Raw genomic sequence first — 26,144 nt, 5'->3', positions numbered from 1 at the left:
GGGCTCCGCGCGGGGAACCTTCAACTCCCCCTGCCATTAAGTCGGGACCCGAGTACGGAGGCCCCATGAAAGCGATTACTTGGCACGGCAAGCATGACATGCGCTGCGAGCATGTGCCCGATCCGCAAATCGAGCATGGGCGCGACTGCATCATCAAGGTCACCTCCTGCGCCATCTGCGGCTCGGACCTTCACATCTACAACGGCGTGATCCCCGACATGCACAAGGGCGACGTCGTCGGCCACGAGACAATGGGCGAGGTCGTGGAAGTGGGGCCGGACTGCAATCTGAGGGTGGGCGACCGCGTGGTGATCCCCTTCACCATCTCCTGCGGGGAATGCTTCTTCTGCCGCAACGGCTGGCATTCGGCCTGCGAGCGCTCCAACCCTGATGCCGAGAAGGCGGCGAAGCTCTGGGGTCATTCGCCAGCCGGCCTCTTCGGCTATTCACACCTGTTGGGCGGCTATGCCGGCGGCCAGGCCGAATATCTTCGCGTTCCCTACGCCGATACCGGCGCCCTCAAGGTGCCCTACGGCATGCCGGACGATCAGGCACTGTTCCTCTCGGACATCTTCCCCACCGGCTACATGGCGGCCGATTTCTGCAACATCCGGGGTGGCGAGACCATTGCCCTCTGGGGCTGCGGCCCCGTCGGACAGTTCGCGATACGAAGTGCCATGCTGATGGGGGCGGGGCGCGTCATCGCCATCGACGCCATTCCGGAACGGCTGGCCCTGGCGCGCGCAGCAGGTGCCGAGACGCTCGATTTTTCCAAGCTGGACATCTACGACGCCATGCAGGAACTGACGCAGGGCCGTGGCGCAGATGCCTGCATCGATTGCGTCGGGACGGAGCCCTATGCCACCTCCAGCGCGGATGCGATGCTCGACCGCGTCAAGGTTGCTGCCTTTCTCGCCACCGATCGTCCGCATGTGCTGCGCGAGGCGATCCAGTGCTGCCGCAATTTCGGCACCGTGTCGGTGGTCGGGGTCTATGGCGGCTATCTCGACAAGATTCCATTCGGTTCCGCAATGAACAGAGGTCTCACCTTCCGCATGGCGCAGACGCCGGTGCAGGCCTACATGCCGAAGCTTCTCGCCTTGGTCGAGGAAGGAAAGATAGATCCCTCCTTCGTCATCACGCACAAGGCCCGGCTCGAAGATGCACCGAGCCTCTATGCCACTTTCAACGCCAAGCGGGACAATTGCATCAAGGTCGTTCTTACGCCCTGAGAAGCCCCAAAAGGAGAATCAGCAATGCCCAAGCGCCAGCTTGCCCTCGTTACCGGCGCTTCCACCGGGATTGGCTATGAGCTCGCCGAGCTCTGTGCCGCGGACGGCTTTGACCTCGTGATCGCTGCCGACGAGCCGGAGATCGAGTCCGCCGCGCAGAGGCTGGAAGGTCACGGCGTCAAGGTCGACTGGGTGGAATGCGATCTTGCCACCGAAGAGGGGGTCGAGGAGGTGCTCGATGCCGTCGGCCGCCGCCAGGTGGACGTCCTGATGGCCAATGCAGGCCACGGGCTCGGAGAGGCATTTCTCGACCAGGATTTCGAGGACATTCTCCATGTCGTCGACACGAACATCACCGGCACGCTGTTCCTCATTCATCGCGTGGGCCAGCGCATGCGCAAGCGGGGCTCGGGGCGCATCCTGATCACCGGCTCGATTGCCGGCTTCATTCCAGGCGCATACCAGGCAGTCTATAACGCCTCCAAGGCCTTCCTCGATTCCTTTTCCTTCGCACTCAGGGCAGAACTCGCAGAAAGCGGCGTCACCGTCACCTGCCTCATGCCTGGGGCCACCGAAACGGAGTTCTTCGACCGTGCCGGCCTCACCGACACCAAGATCGGACAGCAGAAGAAGGACGATCCGAAGGACGTCGCGAGATCAGGTTTCGACGCCATGATGCGTGGCGATGGCGACGTGGTCACGGGATGGCAGAACAAGCTGCAGACGGCGATCGCCAGTGTCACGCCCGCCGGTCTGCTGGCGCGCCAGCACGCCAAGAAGGCGGCGCCGGGAACCGGAGAGTCATCCTGAAACGAACGAGACCCCGCAGGACTGTTCCTCGCGGGGTCTTTTTGCGTGATACCACGCCGCCCGTTCACTTGGGCGCTTTACTGCCGCTCAAGGCGGCCTGTTCGTCAGCGATGTCTGGTTGGTTCGCCGGGGTCCACGCAGGGAGGATCAGCCGGCCTGTTTTCTCGTCGGGGGCATCAGTTTTCGAGACCTCTCGCCGTTTAACCAACGGTGCAATTGTTGCGCTCGACCGCGCCAGGGGTCAAATCACGCTTTGGGTCAGTCTCCGTCACCTACTCTCAGCGATACAGGCGGCGAAAGCCGGAGTACAATGAAAACGATTCGGGGCCACTCCTCGACGGCAGTTCGACCGCAGTCTGTCTTCCTCCCGTGCGTAGCAAACTGGGGCGGACCGCCGGTCCGCCCCTTTTTTGACGCATCAATCTTCCGAGAGGAAGGCGCGGTGGATCACAGCACCCGCGATGCCGCCCAGCACCGGTGCAAGCCAGAACAGCCACAGTTGCTGCAGGGCCCAGGGCTCGGCGAAGAAGGCCACCGCCGTCGAGCGCGCGGGGTTCACGGACGTGTTGGTCACCGGAATCGAGATCAGGTGAATGAGCGTCAGCGCCAGCCCGATGGCAAGTGGCGCAAAACCTGCCGGTGCATTCTTGTGGGTGACGCCGAGAATCACGGCCAGGAACATCGCCGTCAGCACGACTTCGCAGAGGAAGGCGGCCATTAGCGAGTAGCCACCCGGCGAATGCTCGCCGAAGCCGTTTGCGGCGAAGCCTCCGGCAACGAAGTCCGCCTTGCCGCTGGCAATCAGATAGAGCACCGCCGCGGCCGCGACACCGCCCAGGACTTGCGCGACGACATAGCCCGGGACCGTGCTCCAGGAGACGCGGCCTGCCGCGGCCAGTCCCACCGTCACGGCCGGGTTGAAGTGAGCGCCCGATACATGGCCCACGGCATAGGCCATGGTCAGCACGGTGAGGCCGAAGGCCAAAGCGACCCCGGCAAAGCCGATGCCGAGACCCGGAAAGGCCGCGGCCAATACTGCCGACCCGCAGCCGCCCAGAACGAGCCAGAAGGTGCCGAAGAATTCGGCGCCGAGTTTCTTCATTGTGAAATCCCCCATTTTGGGACCTGCCCTTGCGGCACGGCCCTCGTTCAGCGCCCGAACACTACAATCAGGCGCCCGCCAGAATTGCATGATGAAGAACATTTCATCAACACGCCTGAGGACATGAATTGACTTTCCCCACCGGAATCCCTATGTGCGGCTTCAATTCCGGCGCCCGGGCCCTTTGGCGCATCTGCCCGCGCGCCTTATGAACGACATGAACAAAGCCGCCAGATTGGTTTTTCACTGCACATGAATTTCTCCGAGCTCGGCCTGAGCCCCAGAACCCTCGAGGCGGTCACCGCCGCCGGATACACGATCCCCACCCCAATCCAGGCGGAAGCCATTCCTCCGGCCCTGCAGCGCCGCGATGTGATGGGACTCGCGCAGACCGGATCCGGCAAGACAGCCGCCTTCGTGCTTCCCATGCTGTCCCTTCTCGAAAAGGGCCGGGCCCGGGCGAGGATGCCGCGGACCCTGATCCTCGAACCCACGCGCGAGCTTGCCGACCAGGTGCGGGAAGCCTTCGAGACACTGGGCAAGATGCACAACCTTTCGGTCGCGCTGCTGATCGGCGGGGTGGCCTTCGAGCCCCAGGCCTTGAAGATCGACCGTGGTGCCGATGTCGTCATTGCGACACCCGGGCGTCTCCTCGATCACTTCGAACGCGGCAAGCTGCTCCTCAACGGGATTGACATGCTTGTGATCGACGAGGCAGACCGCATGCTCGACATGGGCTTCATCCCCGACATCGAGCGCATCTGCAAACTCCTTCCCTTCACCAGGCAGACGCTCTTCTTCTCAGCCACGATGCCGCCCGAGATCCAGCGGCTCACCTCGCAATTCCTGCACAATCCTGTCCGCGTCGAGGTGTCCCGGCCCTCCTCCACGGCCGAGACGATCGTGCAGATGCTGGTGAAAGTTCCCCATGAAGCCAAGGCCAAGCGGGAGGCGCTACGCCAGCTGCTGCGCACGCAGAACAAGGTCAAGAACGGCATCATCTTCGCCAATCGCAAGACCACCGTGGCGCTGCTCGAGAAGTCTCTCGCGGTGCACGGCTTCAGCGTTGGCGCGCTGCATGGCGACATGGACCAATCTGCGCGTCTGCGGACGCTCTCGGCATTCCGGGCCAATGAGATCACCTATCTTATCGCTTCCGACGTCGCCGCTCGCGGCCTCGACATTCCGGAGGTCTCGCACGTCTTCAATTTCGACGTTCCCACCCATGCTGAGGATTACGTGCACCGTATCGGCCGCACCGGTCGCGCCGGCCGTGAGGGCCACGCCTTTACCATGGTGACCAAGGAAGAATCGAAGCAGTGGAAGGCCATCGAGGCCCTGATCAAGAAAGAGGTTCCCTATTTCGACCTGGGCGAAGAGGCCCAGGAAGCGATCGAGACCCGCGCCGCCGAACCGGACCGCCCCCGCCGGGAGCGCGGCGAACGCCGTGAGCGAGGCGAGCGCAACCGCAGCCGCGGGCGGGACCGCGAGCGTGACCGTTCCGAAGCGCCCGTGCAGAAGCCCACCGCCTCCGCGAAGCCTCCGGAACCCAAGGCAGAGAAGCCCAGGCGCGAGCGCGACCGTCACCCGCAGCGCGACGTATCGGATGCACCGGATCACCGCGGCTTCACCGAACAGACGATGCCTGCATTCCTCATGCGCAGCGTGAAGGCCTGAGGAAGCCCTTCGGCAAGGTCTTATCAACGGCAGAAGCCCGTCAGCGCCGAGGCGTCTGACGGGCTTCATTCGCAAGAGGGATAGAGTGGCGGCGAAGGCCGCCGCCCCATTGATTGGTCTTACTGCTGCTGGTTCTGCTGCTGGTTTACGCAGGCCGCGTTGTTCGCGTTCTCAGGCAGCGAGCAGTCCACGGTGGCACCCGTCGTGCCAGTGCCCTCGGCCGGGGCGGTCGTGGTCGAACCCGTCTGGTCGGTCGTCATTCCGCCCGCAGGCTGCTCGGCGTAGCGGCGGTTGCTGCGGTCATAGGTGGGTGCGCTTTCAAGCGCTTCTTTGGTGGCCTGAACGACCAGGCGCTGGTTGTCGCCATCCTGCACCATCTGGATCGCAGCGGTGTTCACCGCCACGTCCTTCTCGCCGATGCCGAGGAAACCGCCAACGCCGAGGATCACCGCCTCGATGTTGCCGTCGCCCGACACGATCAGGTCGTTGACCTCACCGATGTTGTTGCCGGCCTGGTCATAGACGGTCTTGCCGATGTAGTCGTTTGCGCTCATCACCTGGGCGCTGTTCAGCTGGTCGGCGGGAACGATCAGCTCACCGGCGCTCATCTGCTGGGTGCTGGAATCCGTGGTGGTCGTGGTCACGGTGGAGCCCGTACCGGTGTCAGTTCCGCTGGTGCCGGTCTGGCCCGTCGTGGTCGACTGGTCGGTGGTGGTGGTGGTCGTCGAACCGGACTGTGCGTTCGGATCCGTGGTGGTCGTCGTGCCCGACTGGGCGTTCTGGTCAGTCGTGGTCGTGGTCGTGCCCGACTGGTTCTGCTGGTTCGCGCAGGCCGGATCGTTGGCATTGGCCGGCTGCGTGCAATCAACCGCCGGCGCCGGGGAGGTGGATTCCTGGGCGAAGGCCGGCGTGAAGGCAAGAATGGACAGCGCTGTGCTCAGCGCGAGAACGTGCTTGTTCATCGTGTTGTTCCCTGTTTTTTTTGACCTCAACGGCAGCTCGCGCTTGCCTGCGGATGTAATGCGCATGCCTTGCAATAGTTCCGGCAGGCGGGTGGTTCCGCAAGAACAGGGGAAACCAGATGTGCGCAGGGCGCACTCAGGCCGTAAGGGCGAGTTTCCGGTCGCGCAGGCGCAGGAGATACCACACAAGGAGGACCCCCAGTGCCTTGCTGGCGATCTCAGTCGCGAAGGCTGCCGGGGTGAGATAACCGGCGAGATACTGGAAGGCGAAGGTATCGAGCGGAACCGCGATGAGGCTCGAGTACAGGATACGTTGCGACAGGGGCCGGCGCAGGAAGGAATAGACCCCCCAGTCGGCCGTCTCGGACAGCACGAAGGCGGTGATCGAGGCGACGGCGATCGCCGGGTCGACCATGTACCAGGTGAGAACGCCGGCCACGGCCGTCGCGAAGAGCACCGAGTGGCCGATTTCGCGTTGTGCATAGTCGCGCAGCACGAAGACGAAACCGACCACGACGTTGGCGAGATAGAGATCGCCCAGCGGAGTCGACCACGGCGCGATGGCCGTGAACATCCAGTTCACGGCCACGATCGAGGCGACGTAGAGGGCGGTCCACATGATGCTTGCCTTAGCCTACGATCTCTTCCGGCTTGAAGACTTGCCCGATCTCCAGCTTGGCGTTCTCCGGCGAATCCGAACCGTGCACCGAGTTGGCCTCGATCGATTCCGCGAACTCCTTGCGGATGGTGCCCGGTGCCGCATTGGCGGGGTTGGTAGCGCCCATCACCTCGCGGTACTTGGCCACTGCGTTCTCACCCTCGAGGACCTGGACCACGATCGGGCCGGACATCATGAAGTTGACGAGGTCGTTGAAGAAGGGGCGCTCTTTGTGCACGGCGTAGAAGGCCTCGGCCTCTGACCTCCCCCACTTCACGCGCTTCTGGCCAACGATCCGGAGGCCGGCGGCCTCGATCTTGGCGTTGATGGCGCCCGTCAGGTTGCGGCGGGTCGCATCCGGCTTGATGATGGAGAAGGTGCGTTCGATGGCCATGAATTCCTCGTGTGCTTGCCCTGAATTGGAATGGGCCGCCGTATAGCGGCGGCCCGGGCCAGTTGCAAGCTTTGGCTCCCGCTCCTAGTCGGCCTGGCCCACGAGGGGCGTGATGCGGGCCAGCGATACCCGCCGGTTCTCCGCCTCGGCCAGGTTCGTGGGGATCTTGAGGTAGCGCTCGCCAAGACCCACCGTCTCAAGGTTCTCCGCCGGGATCACGTAGTAGGTGGTGAGCGCCTCCTTCACCGCCTTTGCACGCTGGCGGGAGAGTTGCAGGTTGGCCGCGTCCGAGCCCACGGCGTCGGTGTGGCCCTCGAGAAGGAAGACCTCGTCCGGATTCTTCGCCAGGATACGCTCGAGCACCTGCGCGATGCGGTCCAGCTTGTCGATTTCCTCCTCGCGCAGGAAGCCCTCGCCGAAGCCGAAGTGCACCGTGTCGATCTCGATGCGGGCCACCGCCTCGCGGGCTTCAGGCGAACGCTCAATCTCCTCCACCGTGTAGCGGCGCTCGATTTCGCGGCGTGGCGGAGCGGCCAGCACCTCGGCAATTTCCTCGTCCTCCACTTCGGCGGCGAAGACGTCGTCCGGAATTTCCTGGCCGGGCTGGTAGTCGTCCTCGATCTCGAAGTTGAACTCCAGTTCACCGGCCCTGAGGCGTGCCTCACGCTCACGCCGTTCCTCCATCATGAGCCGGCGCAGGTAGCGACGGTCGCGCTCCATCTGGCGGCGCCACTCCCGGCGCTCCTGCTCCTCGTAGCGATCGTCGTTCACCACGTCGCGATAGATGTCGATGCGGCGCACGAGTTCGCGCTCCTCCAGCTCCTCCGGGGGCCGGCGGTCACGCAGCACCACCCGCACTTCGGTGTTGGTGTTGTTGACGGTGGAATTGTTGTTGATGGTGACGTTGCTGTCGGCGCCAGAACCGCCCCTCGAGCCACCATCCTCGTCCCGGCGCACCTCGCGGCGCAATACCTGCCGTTCGGCCGCGAGCTTCTGGCGCAGGGCTTCGCGCGTCTGGGGCGTAAGCTGGTTCGTGGCCAGAAGATCACGAATGCGCGTCAGGCGCTGGCGAAGCTCACGCCGCTCCAGCGACCTCACGTCGGTCTTGTCGGCGAGGATGGCCCGCGCCTGGCGTTCCGCCTCGGGATCCGGCGGGGGCGACTCGATCTGCTGGGTCGTCGGCTGCTGCTGCCCCGCCTGCTGCTGCGTCGTCGGCTGCTGCGTCGTCGGCTGCTGCGTCGTCGGCTGCTGGCCTCCGGTCTGCTGCTGTGCCGGCTGTTCTCCGCTGCCCGCAACGGGAGCTTCCGTCGCCTGCCCGCCGGCGCCATCCTGCCGGAGCGCGGTGCGGGCCTCGCGGATCACCTCACGGAGGGCCCGGCGCTGGGCCTGGGGCAATCCCTTGGTCTTGGAGAGGCGCATTGCCTGGGTCATCTGCTGCCTCAACTGCTGCTCGTCCAGTTCGGAGGCCGGCCGAACCGACTGCAGGAACTGGCCAACCTCGTCCGAGGAACGACTGGAGGCGGCGGGCGGCGAAGAAGGCTGTTCGGTTTCAGCCTGGGCCTGCACCTCTGGCTGCGCCTCCGAGACGGGCTGCTGGGATTGGGGCGGGGACTCCGCCACGGGCTGCTCCGTCTGCGGCTGCTCCGCAGTCTGCTGCTGTTCCTGCGGCTGAGGAGTGGTTTCGGGCAGGGATTCGGCTTGCGGCGCGGTAGGCTGTTCCACGGCGGGAGGCTGTTCCACGGCGGGAGGCTGCTCCACGGCGGCCGGCTGTTCAGCAGCCGGCGGCGTCTCGGCGGCCGCCTGCTGTCGGCGCTCGATCTCCGCACCGATCTGGGCGATTTCCTGCTGCAGCGCCTGGTCCAGGTCGGCGGGCAGGCCTTCGGTCTCGCGCAGCTTCTTGGCGCGCGTCAGGCGCTGCTGAAGGCGTTCCTCGCTCAAGCGTGAGAGATCCCTGCCGCCGGCCAGGAACTTGCGGATGACATCGAAATCCTGCGCTTCAGTGGTCTCGGCTTGCGCAAGCAGCAACTGGCCGGAGGTGGCGGCAGTCGCAGGTGCCGCGATGCCGAACAAGGCCAGTGCGAGAAGGCTTGCACGCAAAGGAGAAAACGTCATTCTGTCGCTCCACTCAGATCTTCAGGTGTTTCCGGGGTTCAAGGGGCCATAACGCGCTCACCGCGAAACCTGTTCCAACCTGATCACCCTGGATGGCGGAATTAAGGGGTCTTCAAGGAGACCGTTGCCACAAGTCTGAACGGAAGCTGACAATGAAACCAATCGCTTATGAAGATGCTCCGGATGCGGTGAAGGCCGTGTTCGACGACATCAAGTCGACCCGCAAGGTGGCTGACGTCAACAATTTCTGGAAGTACCTCGCCAATGAACCCCGCATGCTGCGGCATGTCTGGGAGAGCCTGAAGGAAGTGATGGGGCAAGGCCATCTCGACCCGCTCACCAAGGAGCTCGTCTACGTGGCCATCTCGATCACCAACAACTGCGAATACTGCATGGCAAGCCATGGCGCGGCGGCGCGCGCCAAGGGCGCGAGCGAAGAGATGATGAACGAGCTCTTCGCCGTGGTGGGGCTCGCCAACATGACGAACCGGCTTGCCAATGCCTACAAGGTTCCGGTGGACGAGGCCTTCAAATGACCACATCGCGGCAGGAATAGTCTTCCCGTTGAGAACAGAGTTGCCGAAAGGAATGCCATGATACCCAGCCGCCGCAATCTCACAGCCTCGCTGCTTGCCGTTTTCGCCCTTCCCATGCTCCCTGCGCGAGCCGCGGCACCGACATTTTATACCAATCCGGGCTGCGGTTGCTGTCACGCGTGGACGGACCGGATGGCCGCAGCAGGACTGCCCGTGACCCTCATCGACAGTGAGAATCTCGCCGGCGAGTCGGCAAAACTCGGAATTCCGCAAGGTCTCGAAGGTTGCCACGTGGGCGAGATCGAGGGCTACGTCATTTCCGGCCATGTGCCGCCGGAAGACATCAAACGGCTGCTGGCGGAGAAGCCCGATGCGCGTGGCCTCCTCGTGCCCGGCATGCCCGTCGGTTCTCCGGGCATGGAAATGGAAGGCCAGGCAGAGCGATACGACGTCCTGCTGCTCGGCCGCGACGGCAGGACGAGCGTGTTCGCCTCACACGGCTAGAGCCTGCCTGCTTCGATGATGCGCTTCAGGAAGGCGCGCGTGCGCTCCTGCTTCGGGTCGCCGAAGATCTGCGCGGGCGGGCCTTCCTCGTGCACCACGCCCTCATGCAGGAAGCAGACCTTGGACGCCACCTCGCGGGCAAAGCCCATCTCGTGGGTGGCGAGCAGCATCGTCATGCCCTGGGCGGCAAGGTCTCGGACAATATTGAGCACTTCCGAGACGAGTTCCGGGTCGAGCGCGGAGGTGATCTCGTCCAGCAGCATCAGCTTCGGCTCCATGGCGAGCGCGCGCACGATCGCCACGCGCTGCTGCTGGCCGCCCGAGAGCCGGTCCGGGTAGTCGCGGGACTTGGCCTCCATGCCGATGCGCCTGAGGAGCCCCATCGCCCTCGCCTCGGCCTCCTCGCGCGAGAGCCTGAGCACCTTGAGGGGAGCGAGCGTCACATTCTCGAGGACGCTCATGTGCGGAAAGAGATTGAAGCTCTGGAATACGATGCCCACGTCCCGGCGAAGCCGGTTGACGTCGACGCCGGGGCCCGAAACGCGGTCGTTCATGAGGCGGATTTCGCCGCCCTGGATCTTCTCCAGCCCGTTGATGCAACGCAGCAGCGTGGACTTGCCGCAGCCCGACGGCCCGATGAGGCAGACGACCTGATGCTCCTCGACAGAGAGGTTCACGCCGCGCAGCACCCGGATCGGGCCGAATTCCTTTTCGACGTCGCGGATCTCGAGGAAAGCCATCTCAGCCCCCTGCCCGCATGCGGGCATTGTCGCGTTCGATCAGCCGGTCCACGAAGCGGGCCTGCGGAATGGTGATCAGCACGAAGAGGATCGCCACTATGGTCACGGCCGAGAGATTGAAGGCATTGGAGGCGATGATGCGCGACTGGTTGAAGGCATCGATGACCCCCACGACCTGCACCAAGGCCGTATCCTTCTGAAGCCCGATGAAGTCGTTGAGGAGCGGCGCCATGATGCGCCGCACCGCCTGCGGCACCACGACGTAGCGCATGGTCTGCATGTAGGAGAGACCGAGCGAGCGCGCGGCGGAGACCTGGCTCCAGTGGATGCTTTCGATACCCGCGCGATAGACCTCAGCCACGTAGGCGCCATAGGTGAGCGTGAGGGCCAGGATGCACCACCAGCTCACAGGAATGCGGGTAGCGGCACGCTGCTCTGCTACCGTCATCGACGATAGGTCGGTGAAAAGACCCACGATGTGCGGCACGATCAGATCGGGCAGGCCCGAGGTCGGAATTCCGAAGCCGATCAGGTAGAGCGTCACGATGGCCGGAAGACCGCGGAAAATGTCGCAATAGAGGATGGCAAGAGCCCGGATCGGCTGGCCCGCCTTGCCAGGCATGAGCCGCGCCAGCGCCACGACCAGCCCCCAGACGAGCACCAGCACCTCGGCCACGACGAATATGAAGATGTTGTTGAGCAGGAACTGCTTGGTGACCTGCCACCATTTTTCCTGCATCAGCGGCAGGTAGAAGAACGTCCGGCCCACCGCGACGTCGTTCATCATCAGGAAGCAGGAAAAGCCCAGCGCGATGAGCGCGAAAGCGCCCCAGCCGAAGGTGAGCCAGGCGTGGTCCCGCGCCGCCGCCGTCTCGATCCGCGCCGTGACGATGTCATCCTTGGCCAGGGCGGCACGCGCGCGGCGTGCGCCGGCCATTCCAGCCATGGCGGGAATGAACAGCAGCGACGTCGCGGCGATCACCAGCCAGAAGATCGCCGCCCAAAGGCCGGTCATCACGCCCAGATGATCGAGCGCGCTGCGGACGAGCCAGGTGGCGCCATAGGCCGCCAGAAGGCAGAGGAGCGCGAAGAGTGTCGCCGTGAGGGCGAGCCCATCGGCGCGCTGGGGCAGCGGAGGAGTGTAAGTTTTCACGGGAGAGGTGGCCCCGCCGGTCGTGCCCGGCGGGGTCATCCGATCAGGGGTTGAAGTAGGGAACCGTGGCCGGATCCTTGCCCCATGCGGCCGCAAGATACTTGGCGGCCAGCTTCGAAATGGTGCCGTCGTCGATCATCGCCTGCATGATCTTGTCGAGCGTGGCATTGTTGGCGTTGCCCTTCGGATAAATCGCTCCATAGGCCTCGCCCGTCTTGTACTGGCCGATCACCACGACCTTGTCCGGGTTGGCGACTTCCTCCGCGAGCGTGATCGACGTGTCGGTGACCGCGGCATCGATCTGCCCGGCGCGGAGCGCGGCGAACATGTCGCCTTGGTCCGGATAGACCTGCAGATCGGTGATGCCGAGCTTATCCTGCGCGAAGGCGGCGCCCGTGGTGGCCTGCTGCACGCCGACCTTCGCGGACTTGATGGATTTTTCATCAACCGGCGCATCCTTGCGCGTCAGCACCCCAATGTCCGAGTTGAAATACGACACCGAGAAGTCATGAACCTTCTTGCGTTCCTCGGTGATCGAGATTTGCGACATGGCAAGGTCGAAACCCTCGGTCTGCCCGGCAATCAGGGCGTCCCAGCCGACATTCACCACCTCCAGCTTGTCATAGCCGGCCCGCCAGGCGATCTCGGCGGCCATGCAGTATTCCATGCCATCCTTGATGGCTTCGGGCGTATCGCCATTCCACCAGATGGGCGAGGGAAGCGAGACCTCCACCGTCAGCTGGCCCGCCTTGGCGGGGTTGGCGATGGGAATCGAACCCTTCTCGCCCGTCACTTCGCAATTGCCGATCATGTTGGCCGCCGAGGCCGGCAGGCTCAACGCCAAGACCGCAGCTGCGGCAATCAAAATGCGCGACGAAAATGCCATCGATTCACTCCCTCTATCTTGACGTGTGAAGAAAATAGACTGGAAAATGCGGGCAAGAGCAAGAGGCAAGCGGAAGGACCGCGAGGCTCCCTCACCCAGTCCAGCCGAGCCCGGCCGCCACGCAGTTCATGGTCATCAGGAGCGGCATCATCTGCGGCTCGCCGCCGTCGTTGCGGCGGGTTTCCTTCAGTAGCTGCACCTGCCATCGGTTGGCCTGGTCCACCATGGGCCGGACGCGCTCGAAGCGGCGCTGCAGGCCCTCGAAACGTTCGCACAGGCGCATTTCGCCGGTGAGCTCGAGGATGGTGCGGGACGTGCGGCGATGCTCGTGGCGGATCAAGGCAAAAAGGCGCTCGGCCGAGGTGCGGTCGGTGACGAGTTCGGCATAGCGTTCCGCCACCTCCATGTCGGCGAGGTAGAGCGACTTTTCGACTTCGTCGACGGCCAGCCGGAAGCCGCGCGAGCGGTTGAACATGTCACGCAGGAGGCGCATGCCATCGGTCCCGCGGGGCACCAGGAAGTCGTCGAAGGCATAGCCGAGCCCGTACCAGCCAGTGAGAAGATGCCTGTTCTGGCTCCAGGCGAAGACCCAGGGAATGGCGCGAAGGTCGCCAATGCCCTTGGCCCCGAAACGGCGGGCGGGCCGCGAGCCGAGCTTCAGGTTGGCAAGTTCCTCCACCGGAGAGGCCTGGTGGAAATAGTCGAGAAGCGCCCTGTCCTCCGCCAGCTTGCGGTAGTGGCGGAAGGAAGCCTGCGCGATCCACTCCACCGCGCCCTGGTGCTCGGGATTGATCCTGAGTTCGGGCTCATCAATTGATTTCAGCGTGTGGATGAAGACACTGGAGGCGAGAATTTCGAGGTTGTTCTGGGCGGTGCCGCGGTTGGCGAATTTCGATGAGACCACCTCGCCCTGCTCCGTCACCCGCATGTGTCCGGCAATGGTGCCGGCCGGCTGAGCGGCGATGGCGCGGCCTGTCGGCGCGCCGCCGCGGCTCACCGATCCGCCGCGCCCGTGGAAGAAGCTTATGGCGATCCCCGCCTCGCGCCCGATGCGGATCAGGCGGCGCTGGGCTTCGAACAGCTCGAAGCTGGCGCAGAAGAAACCGCCGTCCTTGTTTGAGTCCGAATAGCCGAGCATCACCTCCTGCCGCCCCCCATTCGCCGACACGGAACTCTGCACCACGGGATGCTTCAGGAGTTCGGTCATGATGGCAGGAGCGGCGCGCAGGTCGTCGATCGTCTCGAACAGCGGCACCACGCGGATGCGGCAAGTCTCCCGCGCCGTCTCGTCGGCGAAGAGGCCTGCGAACTTGGCGAGCAGATAGAGCCCCAGCACGTCGCCGGCACTCTGCGTCATGGACAGGATGAAGGCGCCGATAGCCTGCGGATCGGGTCCGTCGATTGTCTCGCGGATGAGGCCGAGAAGGTTCAGGAGCTCGCGGGCCTCTTCCGAGATGCCGCGGAATTGCGGGAGGAAACCGAGCGGCTTGGCAAGTTCGGCCTCCACCCAGCCCTGCCACTCCCGGGTGCCGGGTTCAGGGCCTGCGCTCTCCTCCAGGGGATTGAGCTTCCGCCAGATCTCCTTCAGCACCCGGTTGATGACGGTGGTGTTCTGGCGGATGTCGAGGCTCTGCGTGCGGAAGCCGAAGGTTTCGACTTCCCAGCGCACCGGCCGCACCAGCGAAGAGGCGATGGAGACAGCCTGCATCTGCGCCAAAGCCTCCTCGCCGGCGAGCAGCTCGGCAATGAGTTCACCCGTGTCGCGGAAGCCGGTGCCCTTCGCCAGAGGATCGAAGGTCGCCGCGAGCCGCAGCCGAAGAGCTGTGAAGAACTGCCGGAACGGCTCATGCACGTTGCGGCCCACTATTCGCTGGGCATCGCCCGACAGTTCGATCTGCCGGGCGAGGCGATCCGAGAAGTCCGGTGGAAATGCAATTTCCTGCGAACTGAGCGAGACGAGCTGAGCGAGCTCATTCAGCCGCCGGTCAAGGCGCGAGACCACCGCCTGACGGTTCTCCTCCAGCGCATAGCGCGTCACGTCCACGGTCACGAAGGGATTGCCGTCGCGGTCGCCGCCGATCCAGGAAGAAAATCGAAGCGGCGGGCGGACGCGGCAGGGCGTTTCCGGGTAATGGCGCTGGAGTGCAGCCTCGAGAAGGTCGCAGAGGCTCACCGTGCGGTCGAACAGGGTTTCGCGGAAGAAATGAAGGCCCCAGTGGATTTCCTGTTCCACAGTGGGCTTCTCAAGGCGGATCTCGCCGGTAAGCCACAGAAGGTCGATCTCGTTCCTGAGCGCCTTCAGTAGGGCCGTGCGCTCGCGCGGCGTCCAGCGCGGACTTTCGAGCTCATAGAGCTTGAGATAGATGCGGCGGTGGATTTCGAGCACGGTAACGCGCTTCGCCTCCGTCGGGTGGGCGGTGATGGTGGGCTGGACATCGATGGTGTCGAGCGCCCTCTGCACTGCTTCCGGAGAGACGTTGGCGGCCGCCACGGCGGCAAACGCATGGGCGAAGGACCCCGGCACCTGGTCCGGCCCGCTCCGCGTCTCCATCTGGCGGCGGGCGCGCATCGCCGCATTCTCCTCGGCGATGTTGAGCAGCTGCAGCCAGATGCCGATGACCTGCAGCGCGTGCTCGATCAGCTCATCCGGCAGCGCCGCCGCATTCGAGGGTTCGTCGATCAGGGCGAGAACGCGGGGCTCGCGCAGCCGGATGACCTGGCGCAGCAGGTCTCGGAGCATCATGGTGATCTCGTCCAGGTAGGCGGCGTCCGCCGGGCCGGCCTGAATCACCCTGGCAGGGCGTCCGTCATTCACCTGATGTGCGCTCCTCAATTCCCATCACGGCTTGTGCGGTGCAGCACGCTCCAAGTCAATACCGTTTTGGACGACAGTGCGACGGGTGACAGGGCGGGTCCCGGCCGCTAGAAGGCGCTGCCATGCTGCACATCAACGGTCTCACATCCCGCATCGGCGGCCGCCTGCTCCTGGAAGAGGCCAGCGTTGCCGTTCCCGATGGCCACAAGGTGGGAATCGTCGGCCGCAACGGGGCGGGCAAGTCCACGCTGTTCCGGCTCATCCTGGGAGAGCTTCCGCCCGAAGCGGGCTCCATCACCCTACCCCGCAATGCGCGGATCGGCACCGTCGCCCAGGAAGCCCCGGGAGGCTCCGAAAGTCTCGTCGCTACCGTCATGGCGGGTGACGAGGAGCTGTCGGCGCTCACCGCGGAGGCGGAGACGGCGACCGACCCGCACCGCATCGCCGAAATCCAGACCCGACTCTCGGACATGGATGCACACAGCGCGCAAGCGCGCGCCGCCACCATCCTGAGCGGGCTCGGCTTCTCGGAAGAGGCGCAAGCCGGCCCCTGCTCCGCCCTCTCCGGCGGCTGGCGCATGCGCGTGGCGCTCGCCGCGGCGCTCTTCGCCAGGCCCGACGTGCTGCTGCTCGACGAGCCCACCAACTATCTCGACCTCGAAGGCACGATCTGGCTCAAGAGCTTCATCCGAGATTATCCGCACACCATCGTCCTGATCAGCCACGACCGCGACCTCCTGAACGAGGCGGTGGGCGACATCCTTCATCTGGAACGTGGCAAGCTCACGCTTTACCAGGGCAATTACGACAGCTTCGAGCGGCAGCGGCGCGAAAAGCAGGCACTCACCCAGAAGCTTCGCAAGAAGCAGGAAGACCAGCGCCAGCACATGATGGCCTTCGTGGAACGCTTCCGATACAAGGCGTCGAAGGCGCGCCAGGCGCAGAGCAGGCTGAAGGCGCTGGCCAAGCTCGAGCCCATCGCCGAACTCGTCGAAGACCGCGTGGCGCCCTTCTTCTTTCCCAATCCGGAAAAGGCGATCGCACCGCCCATCGTGAAGTGGGACAGGGTGAGCGTCGGTTACGCCGAGAACCGGCCGATCCTGAAGAACATCACGCTGCGGCTCGATCCTGACGACCGCATTGCACTCCTGGGCTCAAACGGCAACGGCAAGTCGACCTTCGCCAAGCTGCTCTGCGGCAAGCTTCAGCCGATGTCAGGCGAGATGAAGGCGCCCGCCCGGCTCACCGTAGGCTATTTCGCGCAGCACCAGCTGGATGAGCTGTCGCCGGAACGCACGCCCTACTCCTATTTCAGCGCACTGATGCCGGAAGAGCCGGAATCGAAGAGGCGCGCCCGGCTGGGCGCCTATGGGTTTGGCGCGGCGCTGGCGGATTCGCGCTGTGACACGCTTTCGGGTGGCGAGAAGGCGCGGCTGCTGTTCGCCCTTGCCGCCTTCCACGCGCCGCATGTGCTGGTGCTGGACGAGCCGACGAACCATCTCGACGTCGACAGCCGCGAGGCGCTGGTCATGGCGATCAACGACTACGAAGGCGCGGTCATCCTCATCAGCCACGACCGCCACATCATCGAAACCTGCGCCGACCAGCTCTGGCTGGTCAGCGACGGGACGGTGAAGCCGTTCGACGGGGACATGGACGATTACACAAGGCTGGTGCTCGAGCGGGCACGCGAGGCCCGGCGCGGCGAGCGGTCCACGGCTGCGAAGGCCGCAGCGCCGGCCGCGCGCGATGCGCCGCGGCCCTCTGCCTCCGCCACGCAGAAGGTGCTGGAAAAGCTCGACCGCAAGATGGAGGAGATCCGCGGCAAGATCGAGATCCTCGACCGGGCGCTGTCCGATCACAGCCTGTTCACGGAGGAGCCCCGGAAGGCGGCGGACTTCACACGGCTCCGCACAAGGCTGGCCGAGGAGCTCGATGCACTCGAGAACCAGTGGCTCGAGGCGCAGCTCGGCTGAGCGCTCAGCGCCCGGCGCGGTTCTGCCACTGTCCCCGCTCGTCCTGCTGGAAGTAAGTCACCTCATGGCCCGCTGCACGGAAACGCTTCCACCCGGCCCGTGCTCTCTCGACAGCTTCGCCGTCCTGCCCGTCGAAAAGGATGACGGCGCGCGTCAGCCCTTCGACCGCTTCGGGCTCCGCCCCGTCGACGAAGAAGCGGACATTGGCGTTGTTGGGATTATCGCCGTCTGCGGTAATCCAGATCGGCTGAAGGTCGGGAAATCCGTCGGCCTTAGTGCCGTGCGGCAGGAAGCTCTCCTCGTCGTGGCTCCAGAGCTGCGCGGCGATCGCCTCGGCTCGCTCTTCCGAGCCCGCCTGCACCACGACGCGCCAGCCTCTCTCGAGGCTCATCGCCAGCAGCTTCGGCAGGACCACGTCGAGGGGCTGCCGCTCGAGGTGATAGAAAAAGACTGGGGTCATGCCTCCATTCAGCAAGCGGCCCGCGGGCGGTCAAGTGCCTGGCGGGCGATATACAATCGATTACTTTGCGCTACGTCAGCCGTTTTGGAGCAACATTGGTCATCGCAGGAGAGCACAAGTAATTCCCTGCCGGGGACGAACTCACCCTAAGTCAAGTGATATGGCAGTTCTTCTATATTGCGCGGATGCATTTCCCGCGCGAACGTGCAACCTCGTAAACGCGTGACGTGAAGTTCAATTGCTGCAGCGGAGACCAGACGTGAGCGGTTCGGAACCAGATCATCGCCTCAAGCCCGACAACGCCACAGCGGTGAATGTCTATTGCATGGGTGCTCTGGTGGCGGACGAGGCGTCGCGAAACGGCTTCCGCGACCTGTCGCGCGCCATCGAGGCGGCGCTTCACGGCTTTCTCTCGGGACTTTCGCGCGACGAGCAGGGCCAGGCCCTGCGTCTCTCTTATGAGCTGGCGCTTCGCGGGGAGGATCCCTCACCGCCCCGCCTGAGGCTTGTCTATTCGCGGGACTAGAAGTCCGTCTTCTCGCCGCCTTCCGAAACGCGTCGGGCCACGAAGGCATCGATATCGGCAAGCGCCGCCGGATCGAGATGAGGCGGCGTGTACTCGGCAAGGGCCTGCTTCCAGAGTGCGTTGGCTTTCTTCTCCGCCGTCGGCCGCCCGGCCGCTTCCCAATTCGGAAAGTTGCGCCAGTCCGAAATGAGCGGCTGATAGAATGCGGTGGCGTAACGTTCCAGCGTATGCTGCGCGCCGAAAAAGTGGCCGCCCGGCCCCACCTCCTCCATGGCGGAGAATGCCATCTCGTCGTCATTGACGAGCACCGGCTTCAGGAATTCCTGCACCATCTGAAGCAGATCCACGTCCAGCGCGAACTTCTCGTAAGAGGCCACGAGGCCCCCTTCCATCCAGCCCGCGGCATGCTGGATGACGTTGCCGCCGCCCATGACGGCGCCCCACAGCGAGAACACTGTCTCGTAGGCAGCCTGCGCGTCGACGCTGTTCGCCGCGTTGGTGCTCGATGTGCGGTAGGGCAGCTTGTAACGCCGTGCGAGCTGCCCGCCGATGATGCAGGCCTTCATGTATTCGGGCGTGCCAAAAGCCGGAGCGCCCGATTTCATGTCGACGTTCGAGGTGAAACCGCCATAGACGAAGGGCGCACCGGGGCGCGCGAGCTGCGAAAGGGCGAGGCCCGCCAGCGCTTCGGCATTCTGTTCCACGAGCGCACCCGCGAGCGTCACCGGGGCCATGGCTCCGAGCAGCGTGAACGGTGTCACGACGACGATCTGGTTGAGCCGCGCCATCTCGATGATGCCCATGGCCATGGGTGCATCGAGCTTCAGCGGCGAATTGGTGTTGATGACGGTGTAGGCCGAAGGCTCGCGCAGCAGCTGCTCATGGCTGATGCCGCGCGCCAGCCGCACGATCTCGAGGCCGTCGAGCAGGCGTGCCTTGCCAGTGGCGTAGATGAAGGGCACCTTGTCCGAATAGACCATCTTGTTGCGCGTGATGTGCAGGTGCCGGATCGAGGCGTGTACGTCGAGCGCATCAACCGAGGCGCCGCCCGCCGTGTGCACGGTGTTGAAGAACTGCGCCAGCTTCACGAAGTTGCCGGCGTCCTCCAGCGTGCCGGGCCGGCGGCCGCGGTCGAGGTCAGAGCAGTTGGGCGGCCCGCCGACGGGAGCGAAGGCGATCCACTTTCCGCCCACGCGGATGCTGTGCGCGGGGTTCCTGGCGTGGAAGGTGAACTCGGAGGGCGGCGTCTTCAGCGCCTCCTCGATGATGTCGCGGCCGATCCGCACGCGCTCGCCGGAGACGCGGGCGCCGGCCTTCTGGAGAATGTCCCGGGCCTCGGGCAGAAGCACGTCCATGCCGAGTTCTTCCAGCACCTTCAGCGATTGGCGGTGAATGGCCTCGATGTGGTCGTCCGAGAGGATGCGCGAGAATTCCAGCGTGTGCTGCGGCTGCTGCCATGGCAGCTGGTGGATGGGTGAATGGGCGGCATCGGCCCGGCGGCCACGGCGCTGAACGTTCATGAGGAAATCTCCGCATAGGCGACGGCAAGCGCCGCGGCCATTCTGGCATTGTGCTTGACGAGAGCGATGTTGGCGGCGAGGGAGCGGCCTGCCGTGACGCCCGCGATCTCGGCCAGGAGAAAGGGTGTGAGCGCCTTGCCGGCGATGCCCTGTGCGTCCGCCTTGCTTACCGCCGCGGCGATGACGGGGGCGATCTCCTCTGCGGGGATCTCCGCCTCCGTGGGAATTGGATTGGCGACCACGATGCCGCCGTCCAGCCCCATCTCCCACTTGGCGTGCATCACCCGCGCCACCTCCTTGGGCGTGGCGCAGCTCATCGGCACGGCATGGCCGCTGGCGCGCGAGTAGAAGGCGGGAAAATCGTCGGTGCCAAGCCCGATCACCGGCACGCCCAGGGTCTCCAGGGTCTCCAGCGTCAGCCCGAGGTCGAGGATCGCCTTGGCACCAGCCGTCACCACGGCCACGCCGCTCCTGGCGAATTCCGTGAGGTCGGCGGAAATGTCGAAGGTCTTCTCCGCGCCGCGATGGACCCCGCCGATGCCGCCCGTCGCGAAGACGTGGATGCCCGCCAGGGCAGCGATCCGCATGGTGGAGGCGACCGTCGTCGCCCCATCCCGCTTCATGGCCACGACATAGGGAAGATCGCGCACCGAGACCTTGGCGATCCTCATTCCTTCCCGTCCCAGCCGGTCCAGCTCGTCGGCGGATAGCCCCACCTTCACGTCACCGCCCAGAATGGCAATCGTCGCCGGAACCGCGCCGCCTTCGCGTATGATCGCCTCGAGGCTGCGCGCCGTCTCGACGTTCTGGGGATAGGGCATGCCATGGGCGATGATGGTCGATTCCAAAGCCACCACGGCGGCCCTGCGCCGCAGCGCCTCGCGGATCTCCTCCGAAACGGCCAATCTGATCGTCACGCTCAGTCCCTATGGTAATCCCGCGAGGCGGAAGACCCTATCACGGGCGAGGCCCATCGCCACCGACTCGCGCGATGAAATCTTGCTGGCCGCGGCAGCCTGGCCGAGCCGCGCGGCCTGCACCAGCGTCCGGCCTTCGACGAGGCCGCAGACCAGCCCCGCGACGGCCGCATCGCCGGCACCCGTCACGTCGGCCACCGCCGCAGCAGTGCAAAGTGGCGCAACCTCCACGCTTATCTGCCCGTCCGAAGCGAGGGCGCCCTTTCCGCCGCGGTGGACAACGACGTTGGCAAAGCCCCTCTCGTGGAGCCGGTGCACGTCGCCCCCCGCAAGCGCCGCGAGCTGCTGCATGTTCGGGGTCACCGCGAAGACAGGCTGCGCGCGCTCGAACTGCAGGAGCTTCGCCGATTTCGCGACCGAGACCGGCTCGATCAGCAGGCGCCTTCCGTGATCCGCTGCGAAGGCGCAGAGCCAGGCGAGACAGGAGACAGGAATGTTGCAATCCGCCACCAGCATGTCGGCCGCTGCCAGGTGGCTGGCGGCCGCTTCGAGATGAGCGGGCGCGAGACCCTCGATGGCATGCATGTCGCTCACGGCGCTGACCATCTCTCCCGTATCGTCGAGCACGGCCAGGTAGGTGCCGGTGGCCGCATCAGAGGTTACGGTGTGCGAGAGGTCGATCCCTGCCGCCGCGCAAGCTGTGCGCAGGAACTCCCCGTTCGCATCTTTCCCCAGAACCGTAAAGAGCGAAGCCGCAATGCCGAGCCGCGCGAGATTGTCGGCGATGTTGCGGCCGACACCGCCCGGAGAAACGGTGACGTCGCCGGGGTTCGAGGTTCCGGAAACATAGGGGGCGCCGCAACGGCCCTTGATGTCGACATTGGCGCCGCCGATGACGATGACGCGCGCCATCATTCCTCAGAAATCCGTCGGCGCACCGCCCTCGGCCTTGCGGCGGTCGACGAAGGCGTTGAGCTCTTCGCGCACCGCCGCATCGATCGCGGGCTGCTGATAATCGGCGAGCGCCTGTTTCCACACGGCGTTGGCCCTCTGCCAGGCCTCGGGCTTGCCCGCCGCCAGCCACTGCTGGTTGTTGCGCCAATCGGAGATGATCGGTGCATAGAAGGCGCTGGTGTAGCGGGCGAGCGTGTGCTGCGCGCCGAAGAAGTGGCCGCCGGGGCCAACCTCGCGGATCGCCTCGACGCCCAAGGCATCCTCGCTGGTGTCGAGTGGCTGCAGGAACTCGCCGACCATCTGGATCAGGTCGCAATCGAGCACGAACTTCTCGAAGCTCGCCACCAGGCCGCCTTCGAGCCAGCCCGCGCCATGCATTATGAGGTTGCCGCCACCCATCGTGAGGCCCCACAGCGAGAAGACGCTCTCATAAGCCGCCTGCGCATCGACGGTGTTCGCGGCACAGGTGTTGGAGGTGCGGAACGGGATGCCGTAGCGCCGCGCCAGCTGGCCGCCGACGATCGTCGCCTTCATGTATTCAGGCGTGCCGAAGGCGGGTGCGCCCGACTTCATGTCGACGTTGGAGGTGAAGCCGCCATAGATGACAGGCGCACCCTTGCGCACGAGCTGGGCGAAGGCGATGCCGGCCAGTGCCTCGGCATTCTGCTGGACGAGCGCGCCTGCCACCGTGACGGGGGCCATGGCGCCCGCCAGCGTGAAGGGCGTCACACAGACGATCTGGTTCCGCGACGACATCTCGATGATGCCGCGCAGCATGGGCGTATCGAGCTTCAGGGGCGAATTAGTGTTGATGATGGTGAAGAGCGATGGCTGCTCTTCGAGCTGCCCTCCCGGGATGCCGCGGCCGATGCGGGCGATCTCGATCGCATCGCGGATGCGCTCGGTGCCCAGCGAATAGGCATGGAACGGCTTGTCGGTGAGCAGCACCATGTCGCGCAGGGCCTCGAGGTGACGGACCGAGGCGTGGATGTCGATCGGTTCCACGGGATAGCCCGAGAGAAAGCCGATGCAGTTGAAATATTGCGCGAGCTTGAGGAAGTTCCGGTAATCGGCGTGGTTGCCGGTCCGCCGCCCGCCATCCATGTCGGCGCTGTTGGGCGGGCTCGCCACCGTGCCGAAGCAGATGGCATCACCGCCGATCTCCAGGTCGTTTTCCGGGTTGCGGGCGTGGAATGTGAAGCGCGAGGGCGCGTGCGAGACCAGCTCTTCGATCATGGCAGGGTCGAAGCGAACGCGCTCGCCGGCGACGCTGGCGCCCGCCGCCTTCAGCATGTCGCGCGCCTCCGGCAGCGTGAAGTCCATGCCGATGTCGCAGAGCACCTTCAGCGAGGCGTGGTGGATTGCCTCGAGCTCATCCACCGAGACGATCTCCATGGGAGGGAAGGCCCGCCTCAGCTTGCGGCGCGGCACCTGCGGTACGGCGGCCTGGCCGCCGCCCCCGCCGCGGCGGCCTCCCCCCTCGCGGCGGCTTCTGCGGGGGGTCTCGGCTTCGATGTTGGTCACGTGGGCTTTCCTTTTTCGCGGTAGGGCTCGAGTGCCGGATCGGCAGCGATCTGCTTCGCCAGCCACTCCTCGAAGCGCTTGATCTTGGGTTTCATGCGGTGCTCGGCGTTGCATGCGAAGAGCCAGTTATGCCGGTGCTGCACCTTCAGGGGAAAGGGCTGCACGAGGCGGCCAAGCTTGATCTCCTCGGTGGCGAAGGGCCCGATGGTCATCGCCACCCCCCTGCCCTCGATCGCGGCTTCCTGGGCCAGGATGTAGCTGTCGAAGGCCAGGCGGTCGGACAGCTTGATGCCCTTCACGCCCGCCGCCTCGAGCCAGATGTGCCAGTCCTCCTCGGCGGTATAGACATAAAGCAGCTTGTGTTTCTTCAGGTCCTCGGGCGTCTTCAGCGCGTTCGGGCCCTTCAGCAGCTCGGGCGAACAGATGGGCGTGAGCCGCGAGTTGAACAGCGTCCGGTAATAATGGTCGGGCGAACGGTTGCGCGCGAGGATGAAGCCGACGTCGACGTTCTTCTCGTCGAAGTCCCAGTCGAAATAGGAGGTGGAGAGCCTCACCTTCATGTCCGGGAATCGGCGCTCGAAATCATGAAGGCGCGGGATCAGCCACTTCAGCGCCACCGTGACATAGACTTGCACGGTGAGTTCATTGTCCGCCGCCGAGGGCTTCAGCGCCCGGGTCTGCGCCTCGACCATGTCGAAGGCCTCGCGGACCGGGGGAAAATAAGTGTGGCCGGCCTGGGTGAGTTCGGCCCGGCGGGCATCCCTCCGGAACAGCTGGACGCCGAGGCGCTGCTCCAGCGATTTCACCTGGTGGCTCACGGCCGAGCGGGTGATGCCGAGTTCGCTCGCCGCCAGCCTGAAGCTGCCGAGCCGGGCCGCGGCCTCGAAGGCGGTCAGCGCACGCAAGGGGGGCAGGTCTCGTCTGGCCAAGTTTCCTCACCACTGGGTCGAGGCCGCCTTTTATCACCAATGAAATTCGGGCGATAAGAGGGGAAAACAGGGATTGCACCGAAATGTGGTGAAAAATATTGACGCTGCCCGGAAAAAGATAGGCCATTGAAACCGGGCCGCGAAACGGGGGATATAGGGGCAAATCAGGAGTCTTTTTCATGAGTGCTGTCGAAGACCTTTCCCGCCGCCGCGGCGGCCGCGAAGCCCGCCGTGCCCTGCGCTCCCGCCCCATTCCCATGGCCGAGGCGGCCGTGCGGCCAGGCATGGAAGGCGGCCAGTACAAGCCGCTCTCCGAGCACGACATGCAGCGCATCCACCGCACCGCGCTGCAGCTGCTCGAAACCGTGGGCCTGGCGCAGGCGATACCGAGCTGCGTCGAGGCGATGACGGCCAGGGGCTGCTGGCTCAGCCCGCAGGGCCGCCTGTGCATTCCTGCAAGCCTCGTCGAAGATACGCTGGCAAGCTGTGCGAGAAACTTCGTTCTCCACGGGCGCGACCCGAAGCACGACATGGAACCCTCGGGAAACAAGGTCTACTTCGGCACGGCTGGTGCGGCCGTCCACATCGTCGAGCCGAAGACCCGGGAATACCGCGAGTCGGTGCTGGTCGACCTCTACGACGCGGGCCGCATCGTGGACAATTGCGAGCACATCCACTTCTACCAGCGCCCGGTCACCGCGCGCGACATGCTCACCGGCCACGACCTCGACATCAACACCATGTATGCCTGCATCGCCGGAACGCAGAAGCACGTCGGCACCTCCATGGTCGATCCGGCGCATGTCGAGGAATGCCTGCAGATCCTGCATTTCGTGGCGGGCGGCGAGGACAAGTGGCGCGAGCGGCCATTCGTGTCGCAGTCAAACTGCTTCGTGGTGCCGCCGATGAAGTTCGCCGAGGACGCCTGCCGCTGCCTGGAGGTGGCCGCAAGGGGCGGCATGCCGGTGCTGCTGCTGTCGGCCGCGCAGGCCGGCGCCACATCGCCCGCGGCGCTTGCCGGAACCGTGGTGCAGGCGGTGGCGGAATGCCTCGCCGGCCTCGTCTACATCAACTGCGTCGTCCCCGGCGCGGTGGCGATCTGGGGCCCATGGCCCTTCGTGTCCGACCTCCGCACCGGCGCCATGTCGGGCGGCTCGGGAGAGCAGGCGCTCATCACCTCGGGCTGCGCCCAGATGGGGCACTTCTACAATCTCACGGTCGGCTCCGCCGCCGGCATGTGCGACTCCAAGATGCCGGACATGCAGGCCGGCTACGAGAAGGGCGTCACCGCCGGCATCTCCGCCATGACCGGCATCAACCTCCTTTACGAATCCGCCGGCATGCACGCATCGCTGCTGGGCTTCTGCCTCGAGAGCCTGCTGATCGACAACGACATGCTGGGCTCGATCAACCGCAACGTCCGCGGCATCGAGGTGAACGAGGACACGCTCTCCCTCGAGGTGATCTCGCAGGTCTGCCTCGAAGGTCCGGGGCACTATCTCGGCAACGAGCAGACGCTTTCCCTCATGCAGAAGGAATACGTCTATCCGCACGTGGCGAACCGCATGAGCCCCAAGGAGTGGAACGAGGCGGGCAAGCCCGACCTCGTCGAGCGCGCCGCCGCCCGCAAGCGCGAGATCCTCTCAACCTATTACCCGGACTACATTCCGCGCCAGGTCGACGAGGCGATCCGCGCCAAGCACGACATCAAGCTGCCGCGCAGCGTGATGGAGCCGGGCGATCCGCGCTGGGCGTAA

23 protein-coding genes are annotated in these 26,144 nt (G+C 65.0%); 8 read left to right on the top strand and 15 right to left on the bottom strand.

What is annotated here, in order from left to right; translation table 11 throughout:
• Positions 1-65 precede the first annotated feature (65 nt).
• Positions 66-1,232, top strand: coding sequence for a zinc-dependent alcohol dehydrogenase (locus tag ACK4HL_RS07075; RefSeq protein ID WP_409757798.1), 1,167 nt, complete (start codon positions 66-68; stop codon positions 1,230-1,232).
• A 24-nt stretch (positions 1,233-1,256) separates the two neighbouring features.
• Positions 1,257-2,042: an SDR family NAD(P)-dependent oxidoreductase gene (locus ACK4HL_RS07070; protein WP_409757795.1), complete on the top strand. Its 786-nt coding sequence runs from the start codon at positions 1,257-1,259 to the stop codon at positions 2,040-2,042.
• 418 nt (positions 2,043-2,460) lie between these two features.
• On the opposite strand, the gene aqpZ is transcribed toward ACK4HL_RS07070, so the two are convergent.
• The gene (aqpZ, locus tag ACK4HL_RS07065) at positions 2,461-3,144 is read right to left on the bottom strand and encodes an aquaporin Z (RefSeq protein ID WP_409757792.1); all 684 of its coding nucleotides are present in this window, start codon (positions 3,142-3,144) and stop codon (positions 2,461-2,463) included.
• 252 nt (positions 3,145-3,396) lie between these two features.
• Here aqpZ and ACK4HL_RS07060 point away from each other — a divergent pair, with 252 nt between their 5' ends.
• Positions 3,397-4,821, top strand: a complete 1,425-nt coding sequence (locus tag ACK4HL_RS07060; RefSeq protein ID WP_409757789.1) for a DEAD/DEAH box helicase — start codon at positions 3,397-3,399, stop codon at positions 4,819-4,821.
• A 119-nt stretch (positions 4,822-4,940) separates the two neighbouring features.
• Here ACK4HL_RS07060 and ACK4HL_RS07055 read toward each other — a convergent pair whose 3' ends face one another.
• The 4 genes from ACK4HL_RS07055 to ACK4HL_RS07040 form a co-directional block, all read right to left on the bottom strand.
• Positions 4,941-5,849, bottom strand: coding sequence for a PRC-barrel domain-containing protein (locus tag ACK4HL_RS07055; protein ID WP_409757786.1), 909 nt, complete (start codon positions 5,847-5,849; stop codon positions 4,941-4,943).
• Between the two features lie 70 nt (positions 5,850-5,919).
• Entirely contained in the window at positions 5,920-6,402 is a 483-nt protein-coding gene (locus tag ACK4HL_RS07050; RefSeq protein WP_409757783.1) for a VUT family protein, read from the bottom strand.
• 10 nt (positions 6,403-6,412) lie between these two features.
• On the bottom strand, positions 6,413-6,835 hold the full coding sequence (gene ndk, locus ACK4HL_RS07045) for a nucleoside-diphosphate kinase (RefSeq protein WP_409757780.1): 423 nt from the start codon (positions 6,833-6,835) through the stop codon (positions 6,413-6,415).
• 84 nt (positions 6,836-6,919) lie between these two features.
• Entirely contained in the window at positions 6,920-8,947 is a 2,028-nt protein-coding gene (locus ACK4HL_RS07040; protein WP_409757777.1) for an OmpA family protein, read from the bottom strand.
• Positions 8,948-9,099: 152 nt separating this feature from the next.
• Here ACK4HL_RS07040 and ACK4HL_RS07035 point away from each other — a divergent pair, with 152 nt between their 5' ends.
• Together ACK4HL_RS07035 and ACK4HL_RS07030 are read left to right on the top strand one after the other, a co-directional pair.
• Positions 9,100-9,483: a carboxymuconolactone decarboxylase family protein gene (locus tag ACK4HL_RS07035; protein ID WP_409757774.1), complete on the top strand. Its 384-nt coding sequence runs from the start codon at positions 9,100-9,102 to the stop codon at positions 9,481-9,483.
• 213 nt (positions 9,484-9,696) lie between these two features.
• Positions 9,697-9,987 (top strand): DUF411 domain-containing protein, encoded by a 291-nt coding sequence (locus tag ACK4HL_RS07030; protein WP_409757771.1) that lies wholly within the window; start codon positions 9,697-9,699, stop codon positions 9,985-9,987.
• Here ACK4HL_RS07030 and ACK4HL_RS07025 read toward each other — a convergent pair.
• The 4 genes from ACK4HL_RS07025 to ACK4HL_RS07010 form a co-directional block, all read right to left on the bottom strand.
• The gene (locus tag ACK4HL_RS07025) at positions 9,984-10,727 is read right to left on the bottom strand and encodes an amino acid ABC transporter ATP-binding protein (protein ID WP_409757768.1); all 744 of its coding nucleotides are present in this window, start codon (positions 10,725-10,727) and stop codon (positions 9,984-9,986) included. The two genes, ACK4HL_RS07030 and ACK4HL_RS07025, sit on opposite strands and share 4 nt — an antisense overlap.
• Position 10,728: 1 nt before the next feature.
• Positions 10,729-11,919, bottom strand: a complete 1,191-nt coding sequence (locus tag ACK4HL_RS07020; RefSeq protein ID WP_409757765.1) for an amino acid ABC transporter permease — start codon at positions 11,917-11,919, stop codon at positions 10,729-10,731.
• A 4-nt stretch (positions 11,920-11,923) separates the two neighbouring features.
• The gene (locus ACK4HL_RS07015) at positions 11,924-12,766 is read right to left on the bottom strand and encodes an ABC transporter substrate-binding protein (RefSeq protein WP_409757762.1); all 843 of its coding nucleotides are present in this window, start codon (positions 12,764-12,766) and stop codon (positions 11,924-11,926) included.
• A gap of 91 nt (positions 12,767-12,857) precedes the next feature.
• Entirely contained in the window at positions 12,858-15,581 is a 2,724-nt protein-coding gene (locus ACK4HL_RS07010) for a phosphoenolpyruvate carboxylase (protein ID WP_409757759.1), read from the bottom strand.
• Positions 15,582-15,703: 122 nt separating this feature from the next.
• On the opposite strand from ACK4HL_RS07010, the gene ACK4HL_RS07005 reads away from it, so the two are divergent.
• Positions 15,704-17,557, top strand: a complete 1,854-nt coding sequence (locus tag ACK4HL_RS07005; protein WP_409757756.1) for an ABC-F family ATP-binding cassette domain-containing protein — start codon at positions 15,704-15,706, stop codon at positions 17,555-17,557.
• A 4-nt stretch (positions 17,558-17,561) separates the two neighbouring features.
• Here ACK4HL_RS07005 and ACK4HL_RS07000 read toward each other — a convergent pair whose 3' ends face one another.
• Positions 17,562-18,017, bottom strand: coding sequence for a DNA polymerase III subunit chi (locus ACK4HL_RS07000; protein WP_409757753.1), 456 nt, complete (start codon positions 18,015-18,017; stop codon positions 17,562-17,564).
• Positions 18,018-18,276: 259 nt separating this feature from the next.
• Here ACK4HL_RS07000 and ACK4HL_RS06995 point away from each other — a divergent pair, with 259 nt between their 5' ends.
• Positions 18,277-18,543: a hypothetical protein gene (locus ACK4HL_RS06995; RefSeq protein ID WP_409757750.1), complete on the top strand. Its 267-nt coding sequence runs from the start codon at positions 18,277-18,279 to the stop codon at positions 18,541-18,543.
• Here the strand turns inward: ACK4HL_RS06995 and ACK4HL_RS06990 are convergent.
• The 5 genes from ACK4HL_RS06990 to gcvA are packed head-to-tail and all read right to left on the bottom strand — an operon-like array spanning position 18,540 to position 24,387.
• Complete coding sequence (locus ACK4HL_RS06990; protein WP_409757747.1) at positions 18,540-20,063, bottom strand: trimethylamine methyltransferase family protein; 1,524 nt, start codon at positions 20,061-20,063, stop codon at positions 18,540-18,542. The genes ACK4HL_RS06995 and ACK4HL_RS06990 overlap by 4 nt on opposite strands.
• A complete protein-coding gene (locus tag ACK4HL_RS06985) occupies positions 20,060-20,980 on the bottom strand; it encodes a pseudouridine-5'-phosphate glycosidase (RefSeq protein WP_409757744.1) in 921 nt (306 codons plus the stop codon). Before ACK4HL_RS06985 ends, ACK4HL_RS06990 begins: the two co-directional genes overlap by 4 nt.
• A gap of 9 nt (positions 20,981-20,989) precedes the next feature.
• Positions 20,990-21,895 carry a carbohydrate kinase family protein gene (locus ACK4HL_RS06980; protein ID WP_409757741.1) on the bottom strand — a complete coding sequence of 302 codons (906 nt, stop codon included), beginning with the start codon at positions 21,893-21,895 and terminating at the stop codon, positions 20,990-20,992.
• Between the two features lie 3 nt (positions 21,896-21,898).
• Complete coding sequence (locus ACK4HL_RS06975; protein ID WP_409757738.1) at positions 21,899-23,458, bottom strand: trimethylamine methyltransferase family protein; 1,560 nt, start codon at positions 23,456-23,458, stop codon at positions 21,899-21,901.
• Positions 23,455-24,387, bottom strand: a complete 933-nt coding sequence (gene gcvA, locus ACK4HL_RS06970; RefSeq protein ID WP_409757735.1) for a transcriptional regulator GcvA — start codon at positions 24,385-24,387, stop codon at positions 23,455-23,457. Before gcvA ends, ACK4HL_RS06975 begins: the two co-directional genes overlap by 4 nt.
• Before the next feature lie 179 nt (positions 24,388-24,566).
• Between gcvA and ACK4HL_RS06965 the strand changes: the two genes are divergently transcribed.
• On the top strand, positions 24,567-26,144 hold the full coding sequence (locus tag ACK4HL_RS06965) for a trimethylamine methyltransferase family protein (protein WP_409757732.1): 1,578 nt from the start codon (positions 24,567-24,569) through the stop codon (positions 26,142-26,144).

The sequence above is a fragment of the Aestuariivirga sp. genome (assembly GCF_046294715.1).
In the GTDB taxonomy this organism is placed as follows: Bacteria; Pseudomonadota; Alphaproteobacteria; order Rhizobiales; family Aestuariivirgaceae; genus Aestuariivirga.
Note: the sequence above shows the minus strand (reverse complement) of the source record. Positions and strands in the feature narration are given on the sequence as shown.